16 protein-coding genes are annotated in these 17,389 nt (G+C 70.2%); 5 read left to right on the forward strand and 11 right to left on the reverse strand.

Going from position 1 to position 17,389, the window contains the following annotated elements:
* Positions 1-371: MFS transporter (locus tag ABZX61_RS24385; protein WP_355197858.1), on the reverse strand; the 371-nt coding region annotated here is incomplete at its 3' end.
* Between the two features lie 166 nt (positions 372-537).
* Entirely contained in the window at positions 538-900 is a 363-nt protein-coding gene (locus tag ABZX61_RS24390; RefSeq protein ID WP_355197860.1) for a hypothetical protein, read from the reverse strand.
* A 175-nt stretch (positions 901-1,075) separates the two neighbouring features.
* Between ABZX61_RS24390 and ABZX61_RS24395 the strand changes: the two genes are divergently transcribed.
* Entirely contained in the window at positions 1,076-2,365 is a 1,290-nt protein-coding gene (locus tag ABZX61_RS24395) for a HAMP domain-containing sensor histidine kinase (protein WP_355197862.1), read from the forward strand.
* A 3-nt stretch (positions 2,366-2,368) separates the two neighbouring features.
* Here ABZX61_RS24395 and ABZX61_RS24400 read toward each other — a convergent pair whose 3' ends face one another.
* Together ABZX61_RS24400 and ABZX61_RS24405 are read right to left on the reverse strand one after the other, a co-directional pair.
* Positions 2,369-3,046: a response regulator transcription factor gene (locus ABZX61_RS24400; protein WP_355197864.1), complete on the reverse strand. Its 678-nt coding sequence runs from the start codon at positions 3,044-3,046 to the stop codon at positions 2,369-2,371.
* 100 nt (positions 3,047-3,146) lie between these two features.
* The gene (locus tag ABZX61_RS24405; RefSeq protein ID WP_355197866.1) at positions 3,147-3,578 is read right to left on the reverse strand and encodes a calmodulin-binding protein; all 432 of its coding nucleotides are present in this window, start codon (positions 3,576-3,578) and stop codon (positions 3,147-3,149) included.
* Between the two features lie 271 nt (positions 3,579-3,849).
* On the opposite strand from ABZX61_RS24405, the gene ABZX61_RS24410 reads away from it, so the two are divergent.
* Positions 3,850-4,719 (forward strand): hypothetical protein, encoded by an 870-nt coding sequence (locus ABZX61_RS24410; RefSeq protein ID WP_355197868.1) that lies wholly within the window; start codon positions 3,850-3,852, stop codon positions 4,717-4,719.
* A gap of 78 nt (positions 4,720-4,797) precedes the next feature.
* Complete coding sequence (locus ABZX61_RS24415; RefSeq protein WP_355197870.1) at positions 4,798-6,267, forward strand: SDR family oxidoreductase; 1,470 nt, start codon at positions 4,798-4,800, stop codon at positions 6,265-6,267.
* Positions 6,268-6,403: 136 nt separating this feature from the next.
* On the opposite strand, the gene ABZX61_RS24420 is transcribed toward ABZX61_RS24415, so the two are convergent.
* The 3 genes from ABZX61_RS24420 to ABZX61_RS24430 form a co-directional block, all read right to left on the reverse strand.
* Positions 6,404-7,990 (reverse strand): cellulose binding domain-containing protein, encoded by a 1,587-nt coding sequence (locus ABZX61_RS24420; RefSeq protein WP_355198568.1) that lies wholly within the window; start codon positions 7,988-7,990, stop codon positions 6,404-6,406.
* Between the two features lie 39 nt (positions 7,991-8,029).
* Positions 8,030-9,289: a cellulose binding domain-containing protein gene (locus ABZX61_RS24425; protein ID WP_355197872.1), complete on the reverse strand. Its 1,260-nt coding sequence runs from the start codon at positions 9,287-9,289 to the stop codon at positions 8,030-8,032.
* A gap of 156 nt (positions 9,290-9,445) precedes the next feature.
* On the reverse strand, positions 9,446-10,468 hold the full coding sequence (locus tag ABZX61_RS24430; RefSeq protein ID WP_355197874.1) for a LacI family DNA-binding transcriptional regulator: 1,023 nt from the start codon (positions 10,466-10,468) through the stop codon (positions 9,446-9,448).
* Positions 10,469-10,674: 206 nt separating this feature from the next.
* Between ABZX61_RS24430 and ABZX61_RS24435 the strand changes: the two genes are divergently transcribed.
* Positions 10,675-11,961, forward strand: coding sequence for a glycoside hydrolase (locus ABZX61_RS24435; RefSeq protein ID WP_350739579.1), 1,287 nt, complete (start codon positions 10,675-10,677; stop codon positions 11,959-11,961).
* Here the strand turns inward: ABZX61_RS24435 and ABZX61_RS24440 are convergent.
* The 4 genes from ABZX61_RS24440 to ABZX61_RS24455 all read right to left on the reverse strand — a co-directional run bounded on the left by ABZX61_RS24440 (position 11,918) and on the right by ABZX61_RS24455 (position 15,857).
* Positions 11,918-12,694, reverse strand: a complete 777-nt coding sequence (locus ABZX61_RS24440) for a cupin domain-containing protein (protein ID WP_355197877.1) — start codon at positions 12,692-12,694, stop codon at positions 11,918-11,920. The two genes, ABZX61_RS24435 and ABZX61_RS24440, sit on opposite strands and share 44 nt — an antisense overlap.
* Positions 12,691-13,599 (reverse strand): PmoA family protein, encoded by a 909-nt coding sequence (locus ABZX61_RS24445; RefSeq protein ID WP_355197879.1) that lies wholly within the window; start codon positions 13,597-13,599, stop codon positions 12,691-12,693. Before ABZX61_RS24445 ends, ABZX61_RS24440 begins: the two co-directional genes overlap by 4 nt.
* The gene (locus tag ABZX61_RS24450) at positions 13,592-14,725 is read right to left on the reverse strand and encodes a Gfo/Idh/MocA family oxidoreductase (protein WP_355197881.1); all 1,134 of its coding nucleotides are present in this window, start codon (positions 14,723-14,725) and stop codon (positions 13,592-13,594) included. The genes ABZX61_RS24445 and ABZX61_RS24450 overlap by 8 nt, the downstream gene beginning before the upstream one ends.
* 106 nt (positions 14,726-14,831) lie before the next feature.
* Positions 14,832-15,857 (reverse strand): LacI family DNA-binding transcriptional regulator, encoded by a 1,026-nt coding sequence (locus ABZX61_RS24455; RefSeq protein WP_355197883.1) that lies wholly within the window; start codon positions 15,855-15,857, stop codon positions 14,832-14,834.
* A 177-nt stretch (positions 15,858-16,034) separates the two neighbouring features.
* On the opposite strand from ABZX61_RS24455, the gene ABZX61_RS24460 reads away from it, so the two are divergent.
* Positions 16,035-17,387, forward strand: a complete 1,353-nt coding sequence (locus tag ABZX61_RS24460) for an extracellular solute-binding protein (protein WP_355197885.1) — start codon at positions 16,035-16,037, stop codon at positions 17,385-17,387.
* The last annotated feature ends 2 nt before the right edge of the window (positions 17,388-17,389 follow it).

Here is a 17,389-nt window from a genome sequence, read left to right on the forward strand (position 1 = left end):
TTCTGGGCGAGGATCGCCTGCTCCACCCCGGAGAACGGGGTGTTGTCGTTGGTGGAGGGCGAGATCGTCCCGATGAAGGCGGCGGCGACCAGCACAGGGTACGACTCGCTGAATGCGAACACGACGCCGGTCACCGCCATCAGGCAGCCGCACGCGATCAGCGTTCGCCGCCGTCCCCACACGTCGGCGAACAGGCCCAGCATCAGGCTCGCGAACACCGAACCGGCGGCGGCCACGGCCAGCAGCAGCCCGGTCTGCCAGGGTGCGTCGCCGTCCTGGGCGAGCAACTCGGCCAGGAGCACGCTGGTACATCCGTACCCGAAGGTCCGCAGTGCCCGGGCCGCGATGACCAGCAGGCCGTTACGCCCCACTTCGGTGGGAAATCGACCCCTGAGCTGCGCATTCGGCATGCGGCATGATGGCGCGGGCGATACCCCGGGCACACGGCGAACGCGCGAAGACAGGCAAAGATCTTCCTGCGGTCGCCGCACGCTCGCGACCGAGCCGGGCACCCGAGCGGGGTGCCCGGCGCCTGGTTCAGCCGTCCTCGGGCTCGGAGGCGTCGCCCTTGCCCTCCTGCTCGTGCTGGTCGTCCGCCTGGCCCTGCTTGCCTTCCTGAGCGTTGTCGTCCTGGCCGTCCTCGGCTTCGGACTGCTCGCCGACCTGGTCGTCGTCGCCGTCCTCGGCCTCGGCCGTCTGGCCCTGCTCGTCTTCCTTGGTGCCCTCGCCGGGCTCCGCGCTCTCCTGGGGCGTGGCTGCCTCGTTCTCGGCGGGGGCGGCGGACTGGGTGGCGGCGGGGGCAGGGCTCTGGCCGGTGGAGGAGGCGAACGCGGCGGCTCCGCCGCCCGCGACGAGGACGGCCACGGTGGCGAGTCCGGGGATGAGCATGGACTTACGCATTGAAATATCTCCGATGCATTGACGTCGTACTGACCCCGTCAGTCTGCGCAAACGTGGGACAGCGGAAGGTTCGGCCATTCATAACGCGGGGTTAATCCTGGTCCGAAGCCGGGCGGAGAGCGTCCCCAACAGCGGGTTAGCGGGGCGTTTACCTGGCGTCTGCCACTCTGGAGGGGTGACAGCGCGGGGCGTGCCGCTGCGGCGGCGGGTGCTGGTGGTGATCGTGAGCGTGACCGCCCTGGCCGTCGCGCTTTTCCTGGTGCCGCTGGCGGTCGCGGTGAGCCTGCTCTTCCACGACCAGACCGTGGCGGCCCTGCAACGCGACGCGGCCTGGGTGGCCGCAGCCGTGCCCGACGAGCCGCGGACGCCGTTGAGACTGCCGACGGGCATGTCGGGTGGCCTGGCCATCGGCGGCTACAACGTGACCGGCGCCCGGCTGTTCGGCGACGGTCCCGCTCACTCACGGCTGACCGTCTCCAGCAAGGACGGACGCGTCCACGACGCCGTCGAGGGCGGTTTCCTGGCCGTGTCCGCGCCGGTCCCCTCCGACGAGGGCACCGCCATGGTCATCCGGGTGGCGACACCGAACGCGCAGGTCGAGGAGCGCGTTCACGAGGCATGGTTGCTGTTGGGCGGACTCGCGCTGATCGTGATCGCGTTGGCCGCGGGCGCGGCCGTGCGGCAGTCGGCCAGGCTCGCCGCGCCGCTCGAACGGCTCACCACCGCGGCGCAGGCCCTCGGCGGCGGCGACTTCAGCGTCCGCGCCTCCCCTTCCGGCCTGCGCGAGGCCGACCAGGCCGGGCAGGCCCTGGAGTCGACCGCCCGCCGCCTCGGGGCCGTGCTGTCGCGCGAGCGGGCCTTCAGCGCCGACGTCTCCCATCAGCTCCGCACGGGTCTGACCGGCCTGCTGCTCGGCCTGGAATCCGCCCTGTCCCGCCCCGGAGCAGACCTGGTTCCGGCGGTACGGGCCGCGCTGAGCAGGGGCGAGCGGCTGCAGGAGGTGATCGACGATCTCGTACGACTCAGCCGCGACAGCCGCGTGCCGACCGAACACCTCGACGTCGGCGGGCTGATGGAGGAGGTCCGGCAGGAGTGGCACGGTCCGCTGGCCGAGCACGGCCGCCGCCTGACGATCACCGTGGAGCCGGAACTGCCGCCGGCGACGGCTCAGCCCGCGGCCGTCCGGCAGATCCTGCGCGTACTCGTCGACAATGCGGTACGTCACGGCCATGGAGAGGTCGCGGTCACCGTCTCCGACGTCGGCCCCGGGCTGGCCATCGAGGTGGGCGATCATGGGACGGGCGTGGCCGAGGGCGTCGATCCGTTCGTCAGGTCCAGCGGCGACAGCCACGGCATCGGCCTCGCCCTGGCCCGCTCGCTGGCCGAGGCCGAAGGCGGCAGGCTGGTGCTCAGCCGGGCCAGACCGCCGCTGTTCAGCCTGCTGCTGCCCGGCCACGGCAGGTGATGGTCATGGCTCGTAGCGGTATCCGCGCCCCCGTACCGTGACGATCCGCTCCATCCCCTCGCCGTGCTCGGCCAGTTTGCGGCGCAGCGCGAACACGTGCACGTCCAAGGTCTTGGTCGGACCGAACCAGTTCTCGTCCCACACCTCGTCCATGAGCTGCTCGCGCGTCACCACCTCGCCCGCCCGGCTCACCAGCGCCGCCAGCAGATCGAACTCCTTGGGCCGCAGCGCCACCTCCGCCTCCCCGACGTAGGCGCGCCGGGCGGGCAGATCGAGCCGCAGCCGCCCGGCGGTCAGCAGCCGTTCCCCCTGGGCCGGTCCGCGCCGCCGCAGGTGGGCGCGGATCCTGGCCATCAGCTCGGTCAGCCGGAACGGCTTGGTCAGGTAGTCGTCGGCACCCGCGTCGAGCGCCACCACGACCTCGAACTCCTGGGTACGGGCCGTGAGCACGACGATCACCGTGTCCGGCGCCCTTGCCCGGAGCCGCCGGCACAGGGCCACCCCGTCCACGTCGGGCAGCCCCAGATCCAGCAGGACGAGATCGGGTTGCCGCCGCTCCGCCGCCCGCAGCGCCTCGGCCCCGTCCGCGGCCGGCTCCGCCTCGTAACCCTGGGCGGCCAGCGCCTCGACCAGCTCGGACCGGATGACCAGGTCGTCCTCCACGACCAGCACGCACGTCATGCGCCCGATGGTACGGGCTGCGTCGTCAAGGGCGGTCGAACTGCGCGGGCGGCCCCCGGATCGCTTCTCCGGGGGCCGCGATGGCAGACGACGTCAGGGCCTATGCCGTCGGAATTTCGCGCACGAGCCGGGAAGACCAGGGGCACCAGACATAGCCGGGCAGGAACGCCCCGCCGGCCTCGTCCAGGTTCTCCTCGACGTAGGGAATGGTCGCGTCGCAGACCTCGATCGCGACGTCGAAGAAGTCGATCGTCTCGGGCCGCAGCTGGTAGCTCCAGCGAGGGTTGTAGGGAGCGGGGCGCGGCACGATGCGTCCGATGACGTGTGGCCTGTCCGCGGTGGCGCCGCTGAGCAGGTCGCGGGCGTGCTGGATCTTGTCGGGGTCGGTGATCTGGACGATGAATTGTGCCCGGGTGAAGTCGGTGAACTCGAAGTAGGCCGGGGCCGCTGCCTGGGCGGGCACGGGGGCGGCGAAGCCGAGCGTCGCGATGGCGGCGATAGCCGTGACGGTCCTGGTCAGGATGCTGCGCATGGAGACCTTTCACCTCGTACGATTACTGTGAGTAGCAATTCCATGCGCTAAGTAATCACAGGAAGATTGGGGCGTCCCCTGACGTCACAGTGATAACGCTGTCACCGCGTGCAACGGCCTCGGCGCACTCCGGTCCGCCGCCCGTCCAGGCGCTCACCCCCGGACTGCGGCTGTCGAACGGGAAACCACGCCGCCGACCGGCTCACCACGGCGCCGAGATCATCGAGACTGGCACCGGGTCCTGAGACTCGGAAAGCCAGGCGGAGGTCTCATGCGAAGAGTGATCGCGTTCCTGTCCCTGATACTGCTCCTCTCCTCCTGCGGTGGGGTCTCTCCGGCCGGCGGGTCCGATGAGTTCAAGAGGCGCGCTCGTGAGGTGGCGGAGCGCTGGCAGGGGTCGGCCGACGACCGCGCCTGGCGCAAGGGGTTCGTCGCGCTGGAGGTGCTGAATCCGCAGGGATGGAACCATGTGCGCCGAATCCCGGCCTGGGTGAACAGGAGCTCGCACAACGGCGCCTGGCGGTTGGCCGCCAGGCTGCCCACCGGCTCCCCGGCCCGCGCCGAGGTGCGATGGCCGGACGGCGAGGTCTCGCAGGTGCCGCTCATCACGGCGGAGCGGGCGTACGCGGAGTTCAGCAAACCGGCCGGTCTCATCGAAGAGGAGTGTCCGGCCAAGGGATGCCGCCTCCTCCGGGTGACCGGGGCCAAGCTGGGCAAGGTCCCGCTGGAGACCAGCCGCGGCGCGATCCAGGTGCCCGCCTGGATGTTCACCGTCGAGGGGGTCGAGCAGAAGAAGGTCCACGTGGCGGTCGACCCCTCGGCCGTCACCGCCCGGCCCGAGCGGGAGCAGGGGAGCGTCGAAGAGGTGATGGCGTTCGACCTCGTCGCCGGCAAGCCAAGAGAGCTGCTGCTCCGCTACGGGTACGGCGCCTGCGACACCGTTCACGGGGCACGCGCCTACGAGACCGGACAACTGGTGGTGGTCGACGTGGACGAGGAGGACTCCGGCTCGGGCAAGCCCTGCCCGGACATACTCAAGACGGCCACGACCACGGTCACGCTCGCCCGGCCGCTTGGAGACCGCCTGGTGCTCGACTCCGGTACGGGGCTGCCGGTGCTGCGGCGCGCCCGCGACTCGTAGCGCTCTGACGTGCGGTTATGTCCCGATCTGCTGGGTAGCCCGGCCCGAAGGGCACACCCTACAGCGGAGGGTGCGGAGATGGCGCGTTGTCTGGTCACCGGGGCGACCGGCTACATCGGCGGCCGGCTGGCCCCCGAACTGCTCGCGGCAGGTCACGAGGTCCGCTGCATGGCACGATCCCCTGAGAGACTGCGGGACCTGCCCTGGGTGGCGCGGACGTCGGTCGTCAAGGCGGACGCCACCGATCCCGGACAGACCCGGGAGGCCCTGGACGGCATCGAGGTGGCCTACTACCTGATCCACACGATGGGCGGGGCCGGGCAGTTCGCCGAGAACGACCGCAGGGCTGCCGAGACGTTCGCGGCGGCGGCCGAGCAGGCGGGGGTACGTCGCATCGTCTACCTCGGTGGGCTCGTCCCCAGCGAGCGGCTTTCCCCTCATCTGCGGTCCAGGGCGGAGGTGGGCGAGATCTTCCTGCGGGCAGGCGTGCCGGCGGTGGTGCTGCGGGCCGCGGTCATCATCGGCTCCGGTTCGGCGTCGTTCGAGATGTTGCGGTACCTGACCGAACGGTTGCCGGTCATGACGACGCCCCGCTGGGTGCACACCCGCACGCAACCCATCGCCGTACGGGACGTGCTGCGTTACCTCACCGCCTGGGCGAGCGTGCCCGACGAGGTCAACCGTGCCTTCGACATCGGCGGCCCGGACGTGCTGACCTACGCCGACATGATGCACGGGTACGCGTCCGTGGCCGGTCTGCCCCACCGCGCGATCATTCCCGTGAGGGTGCTCACCCCGAGGTTGTCGAGCCTTTGGGTGGGCCTGGTCACCCCGGTCCCGTCGGGGATCGCGCGGCCGCTGGTCGAGTCACTGCGCAATGAGGGGATCTGCGGCGAGCACGACATCGCTCGCTACGTGACCGACCCGGAGGACGGGTTGATCGGTTTCCGCGAGGCCGTCTCACTGGCGCTCAAGAAGATCAAGGAGGCGGACGTGGCCACTCGCTGGTCCTCGGCCTCCACACCCGGCGCCCCGAGCGACCCGCTGCCGACCGATCCCGACTGGGCGGGCGGCAGCCTCTACATCGACTGCCGCAGCCTCCGGGTGGACGCGGCCCCCGAGGCGTTGTGGCAGGTCATCGAGGGTATCGGCGGTCACAACGGCTGGTACTCCCTTCCGGTCGCCTGGCACCTGCGCGGCCTGCTGGACAGGCTCTTCGGCGGCGTCGGGCTGCGCCGCGGGCGGCGTGACGCACACCGGCTGAGGACGGGCGACACGCTCGACTTCTGGCGGGTGGAAGAGGTGCTGCCCGGTCGCCTGCTACGGTTGCGCGCCGAGATGCGACTGCCGGGCCTGGCCTGGCTGGAACTGAGCGTCTCCCGCTCCGGCGGTAGCACCTTCTACCGGCAGCGGGCGATCTTCCATCCGCACGGCCTGCTCGGGCACCTCTACTGGTGGGTGATCAGCCCCTTCCACGGCCTGATCTTCGGGCGCATGCCCGTCAACGTGGCGGCGGCCGCCGCCCGGCGAAAGGCCGTGCCCGCGTAGGACCCCCGGCGGGAGGTACGGGCCGCCGCCACGGCCGATTCACCGGTAGCCGGCACCGGCCGTCGACAATGCGACGACGAAGGCGGCCGGGAGTGCCACTCGTCGGCGTAAAGAGCTGACCTGTCGCATGGGTCGCTTACCTTCCTTGAGAGGTCGGGGTCGTGCAGGTGACGCCGGTGGGGGCGGTCGAGCCGTTGCCGTTGGCGGTGAAGCCGAACGTCGTCGTCCCGTTGGCGGCGATGGTGCCGTTGTAGGAGGTGTTCTTGACGGTGACCATGCCGGTGGTGCCGGTGTTCACGCCGTTCCACAGGCTCGTGATGGCCTGTCCACCGGCCAGCGTCATGTTCACGGTCCAGCCGTTGAGTGCGGACGGCCCGTTGTTGGTGACGGTCACCTCGCTCTGGAAGCCGGTGCCCCAGTCGTTGACCAGCCGGTACGTCGCCGTGCACCCGCCCGGTTGCCCGCTCGGCGTGGGCGTGGGAGTGGGCGTCGGCGTCGGTGTCGAGGAGGTGCCGCCGCTGACCCGGTAGACGACGGTGCCGTGCGAGGGCACGGCGGCCGAGATGGTGCCGGTGCTGGTGCTGACGGTGTTCGTCCAGGCGTCGTGCAGGGTGAACGAATCGCCCGCCAGGCCGATCGCCGTCGCGGTGGTGCTGATCGTGGTGGTGCTGCCGCCCTGGTTGAACAGGGCGACCGCGACGTCGCCGTTGCCGAGCTTCTTGGCCAGCACGCGCCGGGTTCCGTCGTTGCTGACCTGGTGTGCCTGCAGGCCGAGCGGGTCCTGGTTGATGGCGATCAGGTTCGGGTTCTTCAGGATGGTCGTCGTCGCCGGGTCCATGGCGCGCAGGTCGTTCCCGGCGATGAGGGGTGAGGCCATGATCGCCCAGAGGGCGAAGTGGCTGCGCATCTCGGTGTCGGTCATGCCGCCCCGGCCGATCTCCATCATGTCGGGGTCGTTGAACGCGCCTGGCCTGGCGTACGAGGCGAGCGGGACGGTGACGTCGACGATGTTCTGGATGCCCATCGGGTATCCGTTCGTCTGGCCGGTGTTCCACTTGTTGGTGATGTCCTCGGTCGTCCGCCACAGGTTGGCGACGTCGCCCCAGTTGCGCTGGGGCCCGGTCTTGGCGTGGATGCTGTTCGGGTTGATGCTGTAGACGATCGGCCGCCCGGTCGCCGCCAGCGCGTCCCGCATCTTCGCGAACGTGCGGACCTGGTCGTCGATGGTGCCGTTGGGCGAGCACCAGTCGTACTTCAGGTAGTCCACCCCCCAGGCGGCGAACTGCTTGGCGTCCTGGACCTCGTGCCCCTGGCTTCCGGTCGCGCCCGGGTAGCTGCCGAAGTACTGGGCGCAGGTCTTGTCCACGGGCACCTGGTAGATGCCGAACTTCAGCCCATTGGCGTGCAGGTAGTCGCCGAGGGCCTTCATCCCGCCGGGGAATCGCGACGGGTTGCCCCGCAGGTTCCCCGCCGAGTCGCGGGCGGGGTCGAACCAGCAGTCGTCGACCACGACGTACTTGTAGCCGAGGTCGCGCAGGCCGGAGTTGACGATGGCGTCGGCCATCTGCTTGATCAGCGCCTCGTTGATGCTGCAGCCGAAGGTGTTCCAGCTGTTCCAGCCCATGGGGGGTGTGCGGGCGACCCCGTTGTCCAGGGCGCCGGCCTGGTCTTCCAGGGCGATCAGACCGCCTATGAGAATGCCGGCGGCGAGAAGCGTTCTCACCTTGCGCAAGGGCCCTCCAAAAGCCGGATGAACGAGAGGTCAGGGGCTGGTGCAGGTGGCGGTGGGGGTGGCCGCGGTGCCGTTGGCGGTGAAGCCGAAGGTGGTGGAGGCGCCTGCGGCGAGGGAGCCGTTGTAGGAGGCGTTGCGGACCGTCACGGCGGAGCCGGAGCTGCTCTGCGTGCCGTTCCACAGGCTGCTGATGCTCTGCCCGCCGGGCCAGGTCCATTTCACGGTCCAGCCGTCGACCGGCGCGCTGCCCGCCCGGACCGTCACCGTCGACTGGAACCCGCCGTCCCAGCTGTTGACCGTCTCCAACGTGGCCGAGCACGCCCCCGGAACAGGCGTCGGTGTGGGTGTGGGTGTCGGTGTCGGTGTCGGGCCGCTCTGGAACTGGGTGAAGAACTTCCACACCTCTGCCGGGACCCAGGTCCTGGAGCCGCTGTCGCCGCCGGCCCCGTCCTGCGGCGCGGCGATGTGACCTTCGTCGAACGCCGCCCACACGACCGGATGGTCGGCCGAGCATCCGGAGTAGGTGGTGACTCTGTGCGTCAGGCTGCCCTGCGCCGGCTCGGGCGGGCTCTGGGCGGTGCAGCCGTTGTTCCGGACGAACCGGTCACGCAGGGATCGTCCGCCGGAGATGTTGAGCACGTTGTCCCTGATGCCGTGGATCCCCATGTAGGCGATGGGCTGGGTGCCGCCACTGCAGCCGCTGAGCTGGCCGCCGGACTGGACCGCGACCGCGCGGAAGACGTTGGCCCGGGCGCAGGCGATCGCGTACGACATGGCGCCGCCGTAGCTGAAACCCGTGGCGAACAGCTGCGTGGTGTCGACGCAGAGAGCTCCCTCGATCTGCCGGACCAGGTCGTCGACGAAGGTCAGGTCCTCACCGTTGGAGTTGCCCCAGCCGTTGTTGAAGCCCTGGGGCGCGACGAAGATCGTGCTGTTGTTCGCCAGGCGCTGGAGCCCGTAGTAGGCCCAGACGTCCCGTTGCACGGTCTGACCGGTGGCGACGTCGGTGGCGGTGCCGCCCAGCCAGTGGAGCCCGAAGATCAGCCGGTAGGGGTGGTTCATGTCGTAGTTGTCGGGGACCTTGAGGATGTAGCTGCGGTTCTTGCCGCTGGTCTGGATCGAACGCGTACCGCTCGCCAGCCCCGGTGCCTTGCCGCATCCCGCGGTCGCCGCGACGGCACCGGGTGACGTCCTGCCGGAGTCGGCGCTCAGCGCCGGGCCGCCGGTGGTCACCAGGACGACGAGCGCCACGACCGATAAGGCGGTCAACAAGGGTCTACGTCTGGACATCGCGCAACTCTCTCTGCCGAGCCGATGCATGAGGTGCGTTATCGATAACACCCAACGGTGTAAGGGCGGCGCACGGCGCATGTCAAGGCAGGGTGAAAGTTTCAGCGTGGCGAGTTGGTGGCCGTCGCAGCTATTGGTCGGCCCATGCGTTATCGATCACACACCGCCCCGCTCGGACGCGTACGGTGGCGGACCCACGGTCTCGCGTACGATCACCCGGTTGATCGACCGTGAGGGGGATTCCGGCACCGGCTCGCCCCGGACCTCCGCGATGAGCTTGGCCATGGCCTCCCGCCCCTGAACCGCGCGATCGACGGCCACCGTGGAGAGCGACGGGCTGGCGAAGCGCCCCAGTTCCTCGTCGTCCCAGCCGAACACGCTGACGTCGTCGGGAACGCGCCAGCCCCGGGAGAGCGCTCCTCGTACGGCGCCCATGGCCACGTGGTCGTTCGCGGCGACGACGGCGGTCACGCCGCTCCCTTCGGGCAGCCCCCGGACGGCGTCGTAGCCGGACTGCGGGCTCCAGTCCCCGAGGGCGATGCCGTACGACGTGAGCCCGTACTGCTTGATCGTCTGCTCGTAGAGCAGTTTGCGATTGCGGGCGGAGGCGAAAGTCTGCGTGCCGGCGATGTGGAAGAAGACTCTGTGCCCCAGCGAGGCGAGATATTCGATGATCTCGCGGATCGGAGAGGCGTCCGCGAGCTCGTTGACGCTGCGGAGGTTGTCGTCGTAGTCGCCCGTGACCACGATGGGGACCGGCGACGCCCCGGGGTCGATCTCGAGGGGCGTCAAGGACAGGATGCCCTCGACCTGCCCCGAGCCCGCGAGCTCCAGGATCCGCTCCGCCCTGGCGCGGGGGTCGCCCTCCATGCTGACGACCTCCAGCTGGAAGCCTTCGGCGTGAGCGGCCGTGGAGGCGGCGCTGAGCAGGCGTACCGGCCAGAGATAGGTGGAGGCGGGAAGGGTGATCGCCAGCCGGTTGGTGCGCCGGGTGCGCATGGAGCGCGCGACCAGGTTGGGCCGGTAGTTGAGCTCCCGGACGACCAGGTCGATCTTCCTGCGGGTCTCCGGCTTCAAGCCTTCGTTGTGGCGGAAGTAGCGGGAAACCGTCTGGTGGGAAACGCCCGCACGCCGGGCCACCTCGTGGATCGTGACGCGCGGCGTCTCGGACTCGCCCAAAGGGACCCCCTTTCCTCGCTCCTTGCGGGACAGCCTAGCGTTGACGCTAAAGTGATCGATCACTAATATGCGATCGCGCCGGCCAACAACCTGGCCGGCCTGCCCGCGGCACTCAACGCGGGCGACCCGTCACGGCGCCGGATCCAGAGTTCGGGCAGGATGGTCGCCAGCAAGGTCGTCGCAGTCACATGCTCGGAGTTTCCGTGATGAACGAACCCCGGCCGGCCGATCCACCGGCGATCACGATCGACGATGGAGTCCGGCACCAGACCATCGACGGGTTCGGGATCTCCATGGCGTTCCGGCGGAACGAACTGGTCAGGGCCCTCCCGGAGGACAGGCAGCGGGAGATCCTCGACCTGTGGTTCAGCCGAGAGAAGGGCGCCGGGCTGAGCATTCTGCGGCTCGGCATCGGCTCGTCCCCGGCGGGCAGCCCGTACGACGAGATGGTGTCGATCCAGCCCGAGGACCCCGGCGGCCCGGACGCACCGCCCGAGTACGTGTGGGACGGCGACGACAACGGCCAGGTGTGGCTGGCCAAGGCCGCGCAGGAGTACGGCGTGCGGCGCTTCTTCGCCGTCGCCTGGAGCGCGCCCGGCTACATGAAGGACACCGGCGAGGACAGGAACGGCGGCAGGCTGAAGCCGGAGTGGCGGCATGCCTACGCGAACTACCTGGTGCAGTACACGAGGTTCTACGCGCGGGAAGGCATCCGGATCACCGACCTGGGGTTCGCGAACGAGCCCGACTGGACGGCCCCGTACGCCTCCATGCGCTTCACCTCCGAGGAGGCCGCCCAGTTCGTCAAGGTGCTCGGTCCCATCGCCTCGGGCATGCGGGTGGTGTGCTGCGAGTCGGTCGGCTGGACGGAGGCCAGGGCGTACACGGCCGCGATCGAGGCCGACGCCGAGGCCCGTCGCTGGGTGAAGGTCCACACCGGGCACAGCTACGCCACCCCCGTGGACTCCCCGCTGCCGACGGAACGGCCGACGTGGATGTCGGAGTGGCATCCCAACGGCACCAGCTGGAACGAGAGCTGGTACGACGGCAGCGGCTCCGACGGCTTCACGATCGCCCTGGCCGTGCACGACGCGCTCACCCTCGGCCACGTCTCCGGCTATGTGTACTGGCTGGGCGCTTCCGTCGGAAACACCCGGGCGTTGCTGCTGATCGACGAGGCGGCCAAGTCCTACCGGGTCTCCAAGCGGCTGTGGGCGCTGGCCGCCTACAGCCGCTTCGTCAGGCCCGGCGCGGTCAGGCTCGAGACGGCGGTCGCGAAGCCCGCCCTGAAGGTGTCCGCGTTCCGCAACCCCGACGGCTCCCGGGTCGTCGAGGTCCTCAACACCGGCATGACCCCTGTGACCTGGGAGGGAGTGGGCGGCGAGGTCGCTGCCTACCTGACGAACGAGGACGAGTCACTCGGACCCGTCCCCGTGACGGACGGGGCGGTCACGCTCCTGCCGCGTGCCCTGACCACGATCGTTCTCGGTTGACCTCGCTCCCCGCGCCGGGCTCGGGCGTCCAGGTTTGGAGGCGTCCGCACATGCCGAACGCCCGGGGCCCCGGTCTGGGCGTGGTCCGGACGACGGCGGCCTGCCCGAGGTGGGCCGGGTCGCCGTCGGCGATCGCCGCGAGCTGCCGGCGGGTGCGTTCGGTCTCGGCCTCGACGGTCCCGCTCCACAGCTCCGCCCACGACCCGGCCCGTGGGCGGACGAGCGCGGCGGCGAGGCCATGGAAGTCCGCCAGCGCCTGGCCGCCCCGGTCGTCCACGTCCTTCAGGAGCTGCTGGAAGCCGGTGACGGCGAGGTCGCGGCGGGTCCGGGCGGCGGCCGCCCGCTCGGCCTCCGAGCCGTCCGCCGGCAGCGTGGCGGCGGCGAGGTAGGCGTCACGGTCGCGCAGGACGTCGGCGGGGAAGGTGAGGACGGCGTCGCCGGCCTCGGGCAGCCCCGCGTTCTGCATGATCACGATCAGCCGCAGATCCTCCTCGTTGACCAGGCGGTGGATCGTGCCGGGGGAGAACCACAACACCGTGCCCGCTTCGAGCCGGTCCCGGGCGAAGCCCGCGGCGCTGAGGGTGTGCACCTCCCCGCGGCCCCCGGTCACGACGTAGGCCTCCGTCGAGACGGTGTGCAGGTGCGGGGTGCCGCCATGGACGCCGTCGGCGCACTCCCAGTCGTAGACCGCCAGGTCGCTGATCGAGGTGCCGCCGGGGAACAGCGGGGTCACAGTGCGAACTCCGCGCCGAGCTCGTCCAGCTCCGCCCGGTCGCACATGTGGTCGATGAAGACGTAGCGGTGCGCGAGTTCGAGGGTGTCGCCGTCGGCCAGCGCGATCTCCTCGTCGAAGGAGGGGGAGGGGCTGATCACGGCGAACGCCTCCCTGCGGACGAACCACTTGATCGGCACGGACGCGCTGGAGTGCCCGGCGATGGCCAGTACGGTGCCGCCGCCGTCGATCTCGTCGTGCTGCCCGACCATCGCCAGCCACGGGGCTTCGGCACCCATCATCTCCTCCCCGCCCTGGCCGCCGGCGGCGATGATCGTGCCTCCGGTCCAGGACCTGGGGCCGCGCCAGAAGTAGCCCGCGTACCCGGCCATCGGCCTGCCGTGCGTGGTGGGGCTGCCGAAGTCGAGCGTGGCGCCGCGGACGTTGCGCAGCTGTGTGGTGAAGTCCAGGGCCCAGATGCCGCGCTCGGCGTCCACGCCGTGGAAGACCTGGCGGCGCTGTTCGGTGATCCAGTGCTCGCCCTGCGCCGAGACCCAGTGCAGGCTCTCCGCGACCGTCACCCGCTCTCCGTCGGAGGAGAGCTCGGTGAAGCCGATGTGGTTCATGTGGCCGAGGTTGTCCTCCCAGTGGTAGTTCCGCTCCACCGAGAACGTCGGGCCGCCCCAGAAGTTCTGCCCGGACAGGTGCGCCCAGGTCATCTGCAGGCCCTTGTGCCAGCGGTGGTCGTGCGGCCGGTAGACCGACATGGGCGCGCCGGACAGGCTGCGGATGGGGTGAATGTACGGCTTGGGCGCCTCGGCGTCGGGCGCGTCCGGCCGGTAGACGTACTGCGCGATGTCCACGTCGCCGGCGGTGACGATCAGGGAGCTGTCCTCGTCGCGGACGCTGAGCTTGGTTTCAGGCATGGTCGGACTCCTGGTGCTGGAGGCGGCGGAGAGCGGTCGGCAGGTCGCCGCCGTTGAGCGAGTGGTAGAAGGGGTTCGTCTCGTCGAGCTCGGCCCGGGTGACGGGCCGCCCCGTGATGGCCGACTGGTACATGGCCGTGATCAGCTCCATGACGCGCCTGCCGTCGGCGCCGCTCGCCGGGGGCCGCTCCCCGGCTGACATGGCGGCCAGCAGGGTGGCGAGCTGGGCGCGGTGGGAGCTGCCGGTGTTCTCGGCCGGTGCCCAGCCGGCGATTCTGTCCTGGTCGGTGACATGCGGGGCGGGCGTCCAGCGCCAGTGGGAGTTGTCGTAGCCGTAGAGGTGCTCGACCTCGACGGTGGCGTCGCTGAAGTCGAAGCGCAGGTAACTCGTCTCACGGGGGGACAGCACGCTGTTCACGATCGAGCCGACGGCGCCGGAGGCGAACCGGACGATCGCGAACGACACGTCCTCGGTCTCGACCTTGCGGCCGAGCGTCGCCGCCACGGCGTGCACCTCGTGCCAGTCACCGAGCAGGCTGAGCAGGAGGTCCATCTGGTGGATGCCATGGCCCATGGTCGGGCCGCCGCCCTCGGTCTCCCACTTGCCACGCCACGGCACCTCGAAGTAGTCGTGGCCGCGGTACCACAGCGTGTTGCACACCGCGACGAGCGGCGAACCCAGCTCGCCGTCGCCGATGTGCCGGCGCAGCCGCTGGGCCGCGCTGCCGAAGCGGTGCTGGAAGACGTAGCCGGCGTACGGGCCGCCGTCCTTCTCGTGGGCGGTGATCTCGTCGTACTCGGCCAGCGACAGCGTCGGCGGCTTCTCGCACCAGACCCACGCGCCGGCGTCCAGGCCGGCGATCACCGCCTCCCGGTGCGCCACCGGCGGGGTCGCGACGACGACCAGATCGGGGCTCTCCCGCGCCAGCAGGTCCGCCACATCCGTGTAGCGGCCCGGGATGCCGTGGGATTCGGCCAGCTCGTGCGCGCGGGCGGAGTCGACGTCGCACACGGCCACGACCCGCACCGCGTCGCCGGCCGCGGCCAGGGCGGGAAGGTGGCTGATTCTCGCGATGCCCCCGGCGCCGACGACGGCGACGCGGATCGGGGACGGAAACGCAGGCATGAACACTCCCTCGGACGACCCAAAAAGTGATCGATCACTTTTCTCGGCCAACTTAGTTTCGATCACGCCGGGGTGTCAACGCCCGCCTCGTCCCCCAGGTGGGCCTTCAGCCGAGGGGCGCGACGGACTCGCGGCTGCGTACGGGCATCGGAACCCGGTGCACCTCGCCCACCCGGTCGCCGTCCGTGCGGTCGCGGTCGATCTCGGTGAACAGCACGTCGACGGCCTTGCGGCCCAGCTCGTAATGGGGCAGCGCCACGGTGGTCAGCTTGGGGCGCACCCACGAGGCGATGGGATGGTCGTCGAAGGAGACGACGGAGACGTCGGCGGGCACCTTGAGCCCGAAATCGTCGAGTGCCTGGTACGCGCCCATGGCGATGCGGTCGTTGAAGCAGACCAGCGCGCGCGGCTGGGCGGTGTGCAGGAGGTCGCGGGTCGCGGCGAGGCCGTATTCGGGCTGCCAGTCGGGGCAGGTGCGAGCGCCCGCCACCTCGACCCCCACCTCGCCGAGCGCCTCGCGGATGCCGACGAGCCGTTCCACCGCCGCGACGCTCTCGGCGGGCACGTCGCGCAGGCCCGGACCGGCGCCGATCATGTAGATGCCGTCGCGGTGGCCGGCCTCGAGCAGGATGCGGGCGGCGCGGCGGCCGGCCTCGACCTCGTCGGGAAGGACGGCGGGCAGGGGAGTGGGCTGCTCGGGCAGCGCGTTGAGCAGCACGGCGGGCGTGGCCGTGATGGTCTTGGGCACCTTGATGGTCCTGGTGAACATCGAGGCCAGGACGAGCCCGTCCACCTGCCGGTCATGCATGGCCTGCAGCAGGAGGCTTTCGAGCTCGGCGTCGCCCTCGGTCTCACCGATGAACAGCATGAAGCCGCGGTCGCGGGCGGCCTCGAGCGCTCCCTTGATCATGTCACCGGCCAGCCGCGTGGTGGCGATGGTGTCGGAGATGAAGCCGATCGTCCGGGTGGTGCCCGTGCGCAGGCCGACGGAGACGATGTTGGGCCGGTACTGCAACTCGTCGGCCGCTTTCAGCACCCGCTGCTCGACGTCCTGAGAGATGCGCAGCTCGCGGCCGCGGCCGGACAGGACGAGCGATGCGGTCGTGCGGGAGACGCCGGCAGCCTTGGCCACATCCGCCAAGGTGACCCGTCGTGGGCTCACCCAGAACCTCCGATCGTCAAGAGTGGGTTACGGGGGGTTGACATCGTACGACACGCACCGTGAGACTAACGGGCGCTAACCCGATTTAGCAACGGAGTTCGGGACATCAGCCTGCGCCGATTGTCCCAGGCAGCAGAGGAGATGCACATGGCTCGTCGAGGTCGCTCAGGGGCCGCGCTGGTGATCGCCATGGGGACGCTGGCCGCCGCCTGCGCGGCTCCCGGCAGCAACAGCCCGCAGCCCGCGGCCACCAGCGCGTCGGCCCCGTCCGCGGCGCCCACCTGCGGCACGGCGCCGATCACGATGAACGGCTACTTCGAGACCGGTTTCCCGCTGCCCAAGGCGCTGACCACCGAGTTCACCAAGCAGCACCCGAACGTCACGTGGAACATCCGCGAGGACCAGTTCGCGGTGATCACGCAGAACGCCCCCCGCGTGCTGGCGGACAACCCGCCCGACCTGATGCGCCTGCCCCAGGTCTCCGAGCTTGTCAAGGACAACCTGCTGAAGAACCTCGACGGCTACGCGAAGGTGTTCGGCTGGGACAAGTGGCCGGCCTCCCAGCTTGAGCAGCTGCGCCTCGGCCCGGGCGGGCGGCCGCGCGGCGAGGGCTCGCTGTACGCCCTGGGCCTCAACTCCAGCATGACCGGGATCTTCTACAACAAGAAACTCGCCGCGAAGATCGGGATGTCCGCGCCGCCCGCCACGCTGGCCGAACTCGACGCGCTGCTGGACAAGGCCAAGAAGGCGGGCATCACGCCCATCGTGCAGTTCAACGGCGGCGCCACCGGCGGCCTGGCGTTCCCGCTGCAGGACCTCATGGCCTCCTACGGCCCGGCCGCCCCGATCAACGACTGGATCTTCCAGAAGCCCGGCGCCACGATCGACACCCCGTCGAACCTGCAGGCCGTTCAGCACCTGGAACGGTGGATCAAGGCGGGATACTTCCAGAAGGACGTCAACGCGGTCGACTACGCGACGATGATGAGCCGCTTCATCGACGGCCAGGGCCTGTTCATGTTCAACGGCGACTGGGAGTCCGGCAACCTCGACAAGCAGATGCCGGGCGACGTCGGCTTCTCCCTGATGCCGCCGGCGCAGCAGGGCGGCAAGCGGGCCGCCATGTCGGCGCCCCTCACCTTCGGCATCGCCGCGAACGCCAAGAACGCCGACTGCGCCGCCTTCTTCCTCGACTGGGTGGCCACCGACAAGCGGGCCCGCGAGATCGGCGTCGAGGTCGGCGGCTCGCGCCCGATGGGTCCCGCCGACGCGTACATGCCCGAGGTGGCCGCGGACAAGGTCACCGCCGGCACGCTGGCGGCCGGAGCGGACATCTCCAAGGACAACGGCGCGATGGACTTCATCGCCAACGCCACCGGCGCCATCTACGCCAAGAGCTGGACACCCCAGCTGCAGAAGCTGGTGGCCGGGCAGCAGAAGCCGCAGGAGCTGCTGAAGACGGTCCAGGCCGACTACGCCGGCCAGCTCGAAGGGAACTGAAG

The sequence above is a fragment of the Nonomuraea sp. NPDC003709 genome, assembly GCF_040610775.1.
Lineage (GTDB): Bacteria > Actinomycetota > Actinomycetes > Streptosporangiales > Streptosporangiaceae > Nonomuraea > Nonomuraea angiospora_A.

Bases quoted from the DNA above. Each gene is read 5' to 3' on its own strand.
- ABZX61_RS24390 (WP_355197860.1), bottom strand. From the start codon at position 900: ATGCGTAAGTCCATGCTCATCCCCGGACTCGCCACCGTGGCCGTCCTC.
- ABZX61_RS24400 (WP_355197864.1), bottom strand. From the start codon at position 3,046: ATGACGTGCGTGCTGGTCGTGGAGGACGACCTGGTCATCCGGTCCGAG.
- ABZX61_RS24405 (WP_355197866.1), bottom strand. From the start codon at position 3,578: ATGCGCAGCATCCTGACCAGGACCGTCACGGCTATCGCCGCCATCGCG.
- ABZX61_RS24410 (WP_355197868.1), top strand. From the start codon at position 3,850: ATGCGAAGAGTGATCGCGTTCCTGTCCCTGATACTGCTCCTCTCCTCC.
- ABZX61_RS24415 (WP_355197870.1), top strand. From the start codon at position 4,798: ATGGCGCGTTGTCTGGTCACCGGGGCGACCGGCTACATCGGCGGCCGG.
- ABZX61_RS24425 (WP_355197872.1), bottom strand. From the start codon at position 9,289: ATGTCCAGACGTAGACCCTTGTTGACCGCCTTATCGGTCGTGGCGCTC.
- ABZX61_RS24435 (WP_350739579.1), top strand. From the start codon at position 10,675: ATGAACGAACCCCGGCCGGCCGATCCACCGGCGATCACGATCGACGAT.
- ABZX61_RS24445 (WP_355197879.1), bottom strand. From the start codon at position 13,599: ATGCCTGAAACCAAGCTCAGCGTCCGCGACGAGGACAGCTCCCTGATC.
- ABZX61_RS24450 (WP_355197881.1), bottom strand. From the start codon at position 14,725: ATGCCTGCGTTTCCGTCCCCGATCCGCGTCGCCGTCGTCGGCGCCGGG.
- ABZX61_RS24460 (WP_355197885.1), top strand. From the start codon at position 16,035: ATGGCTCGTCGAGGTCGCTCAGGGGCCGCGCTGGTGATCGCCATGGGG.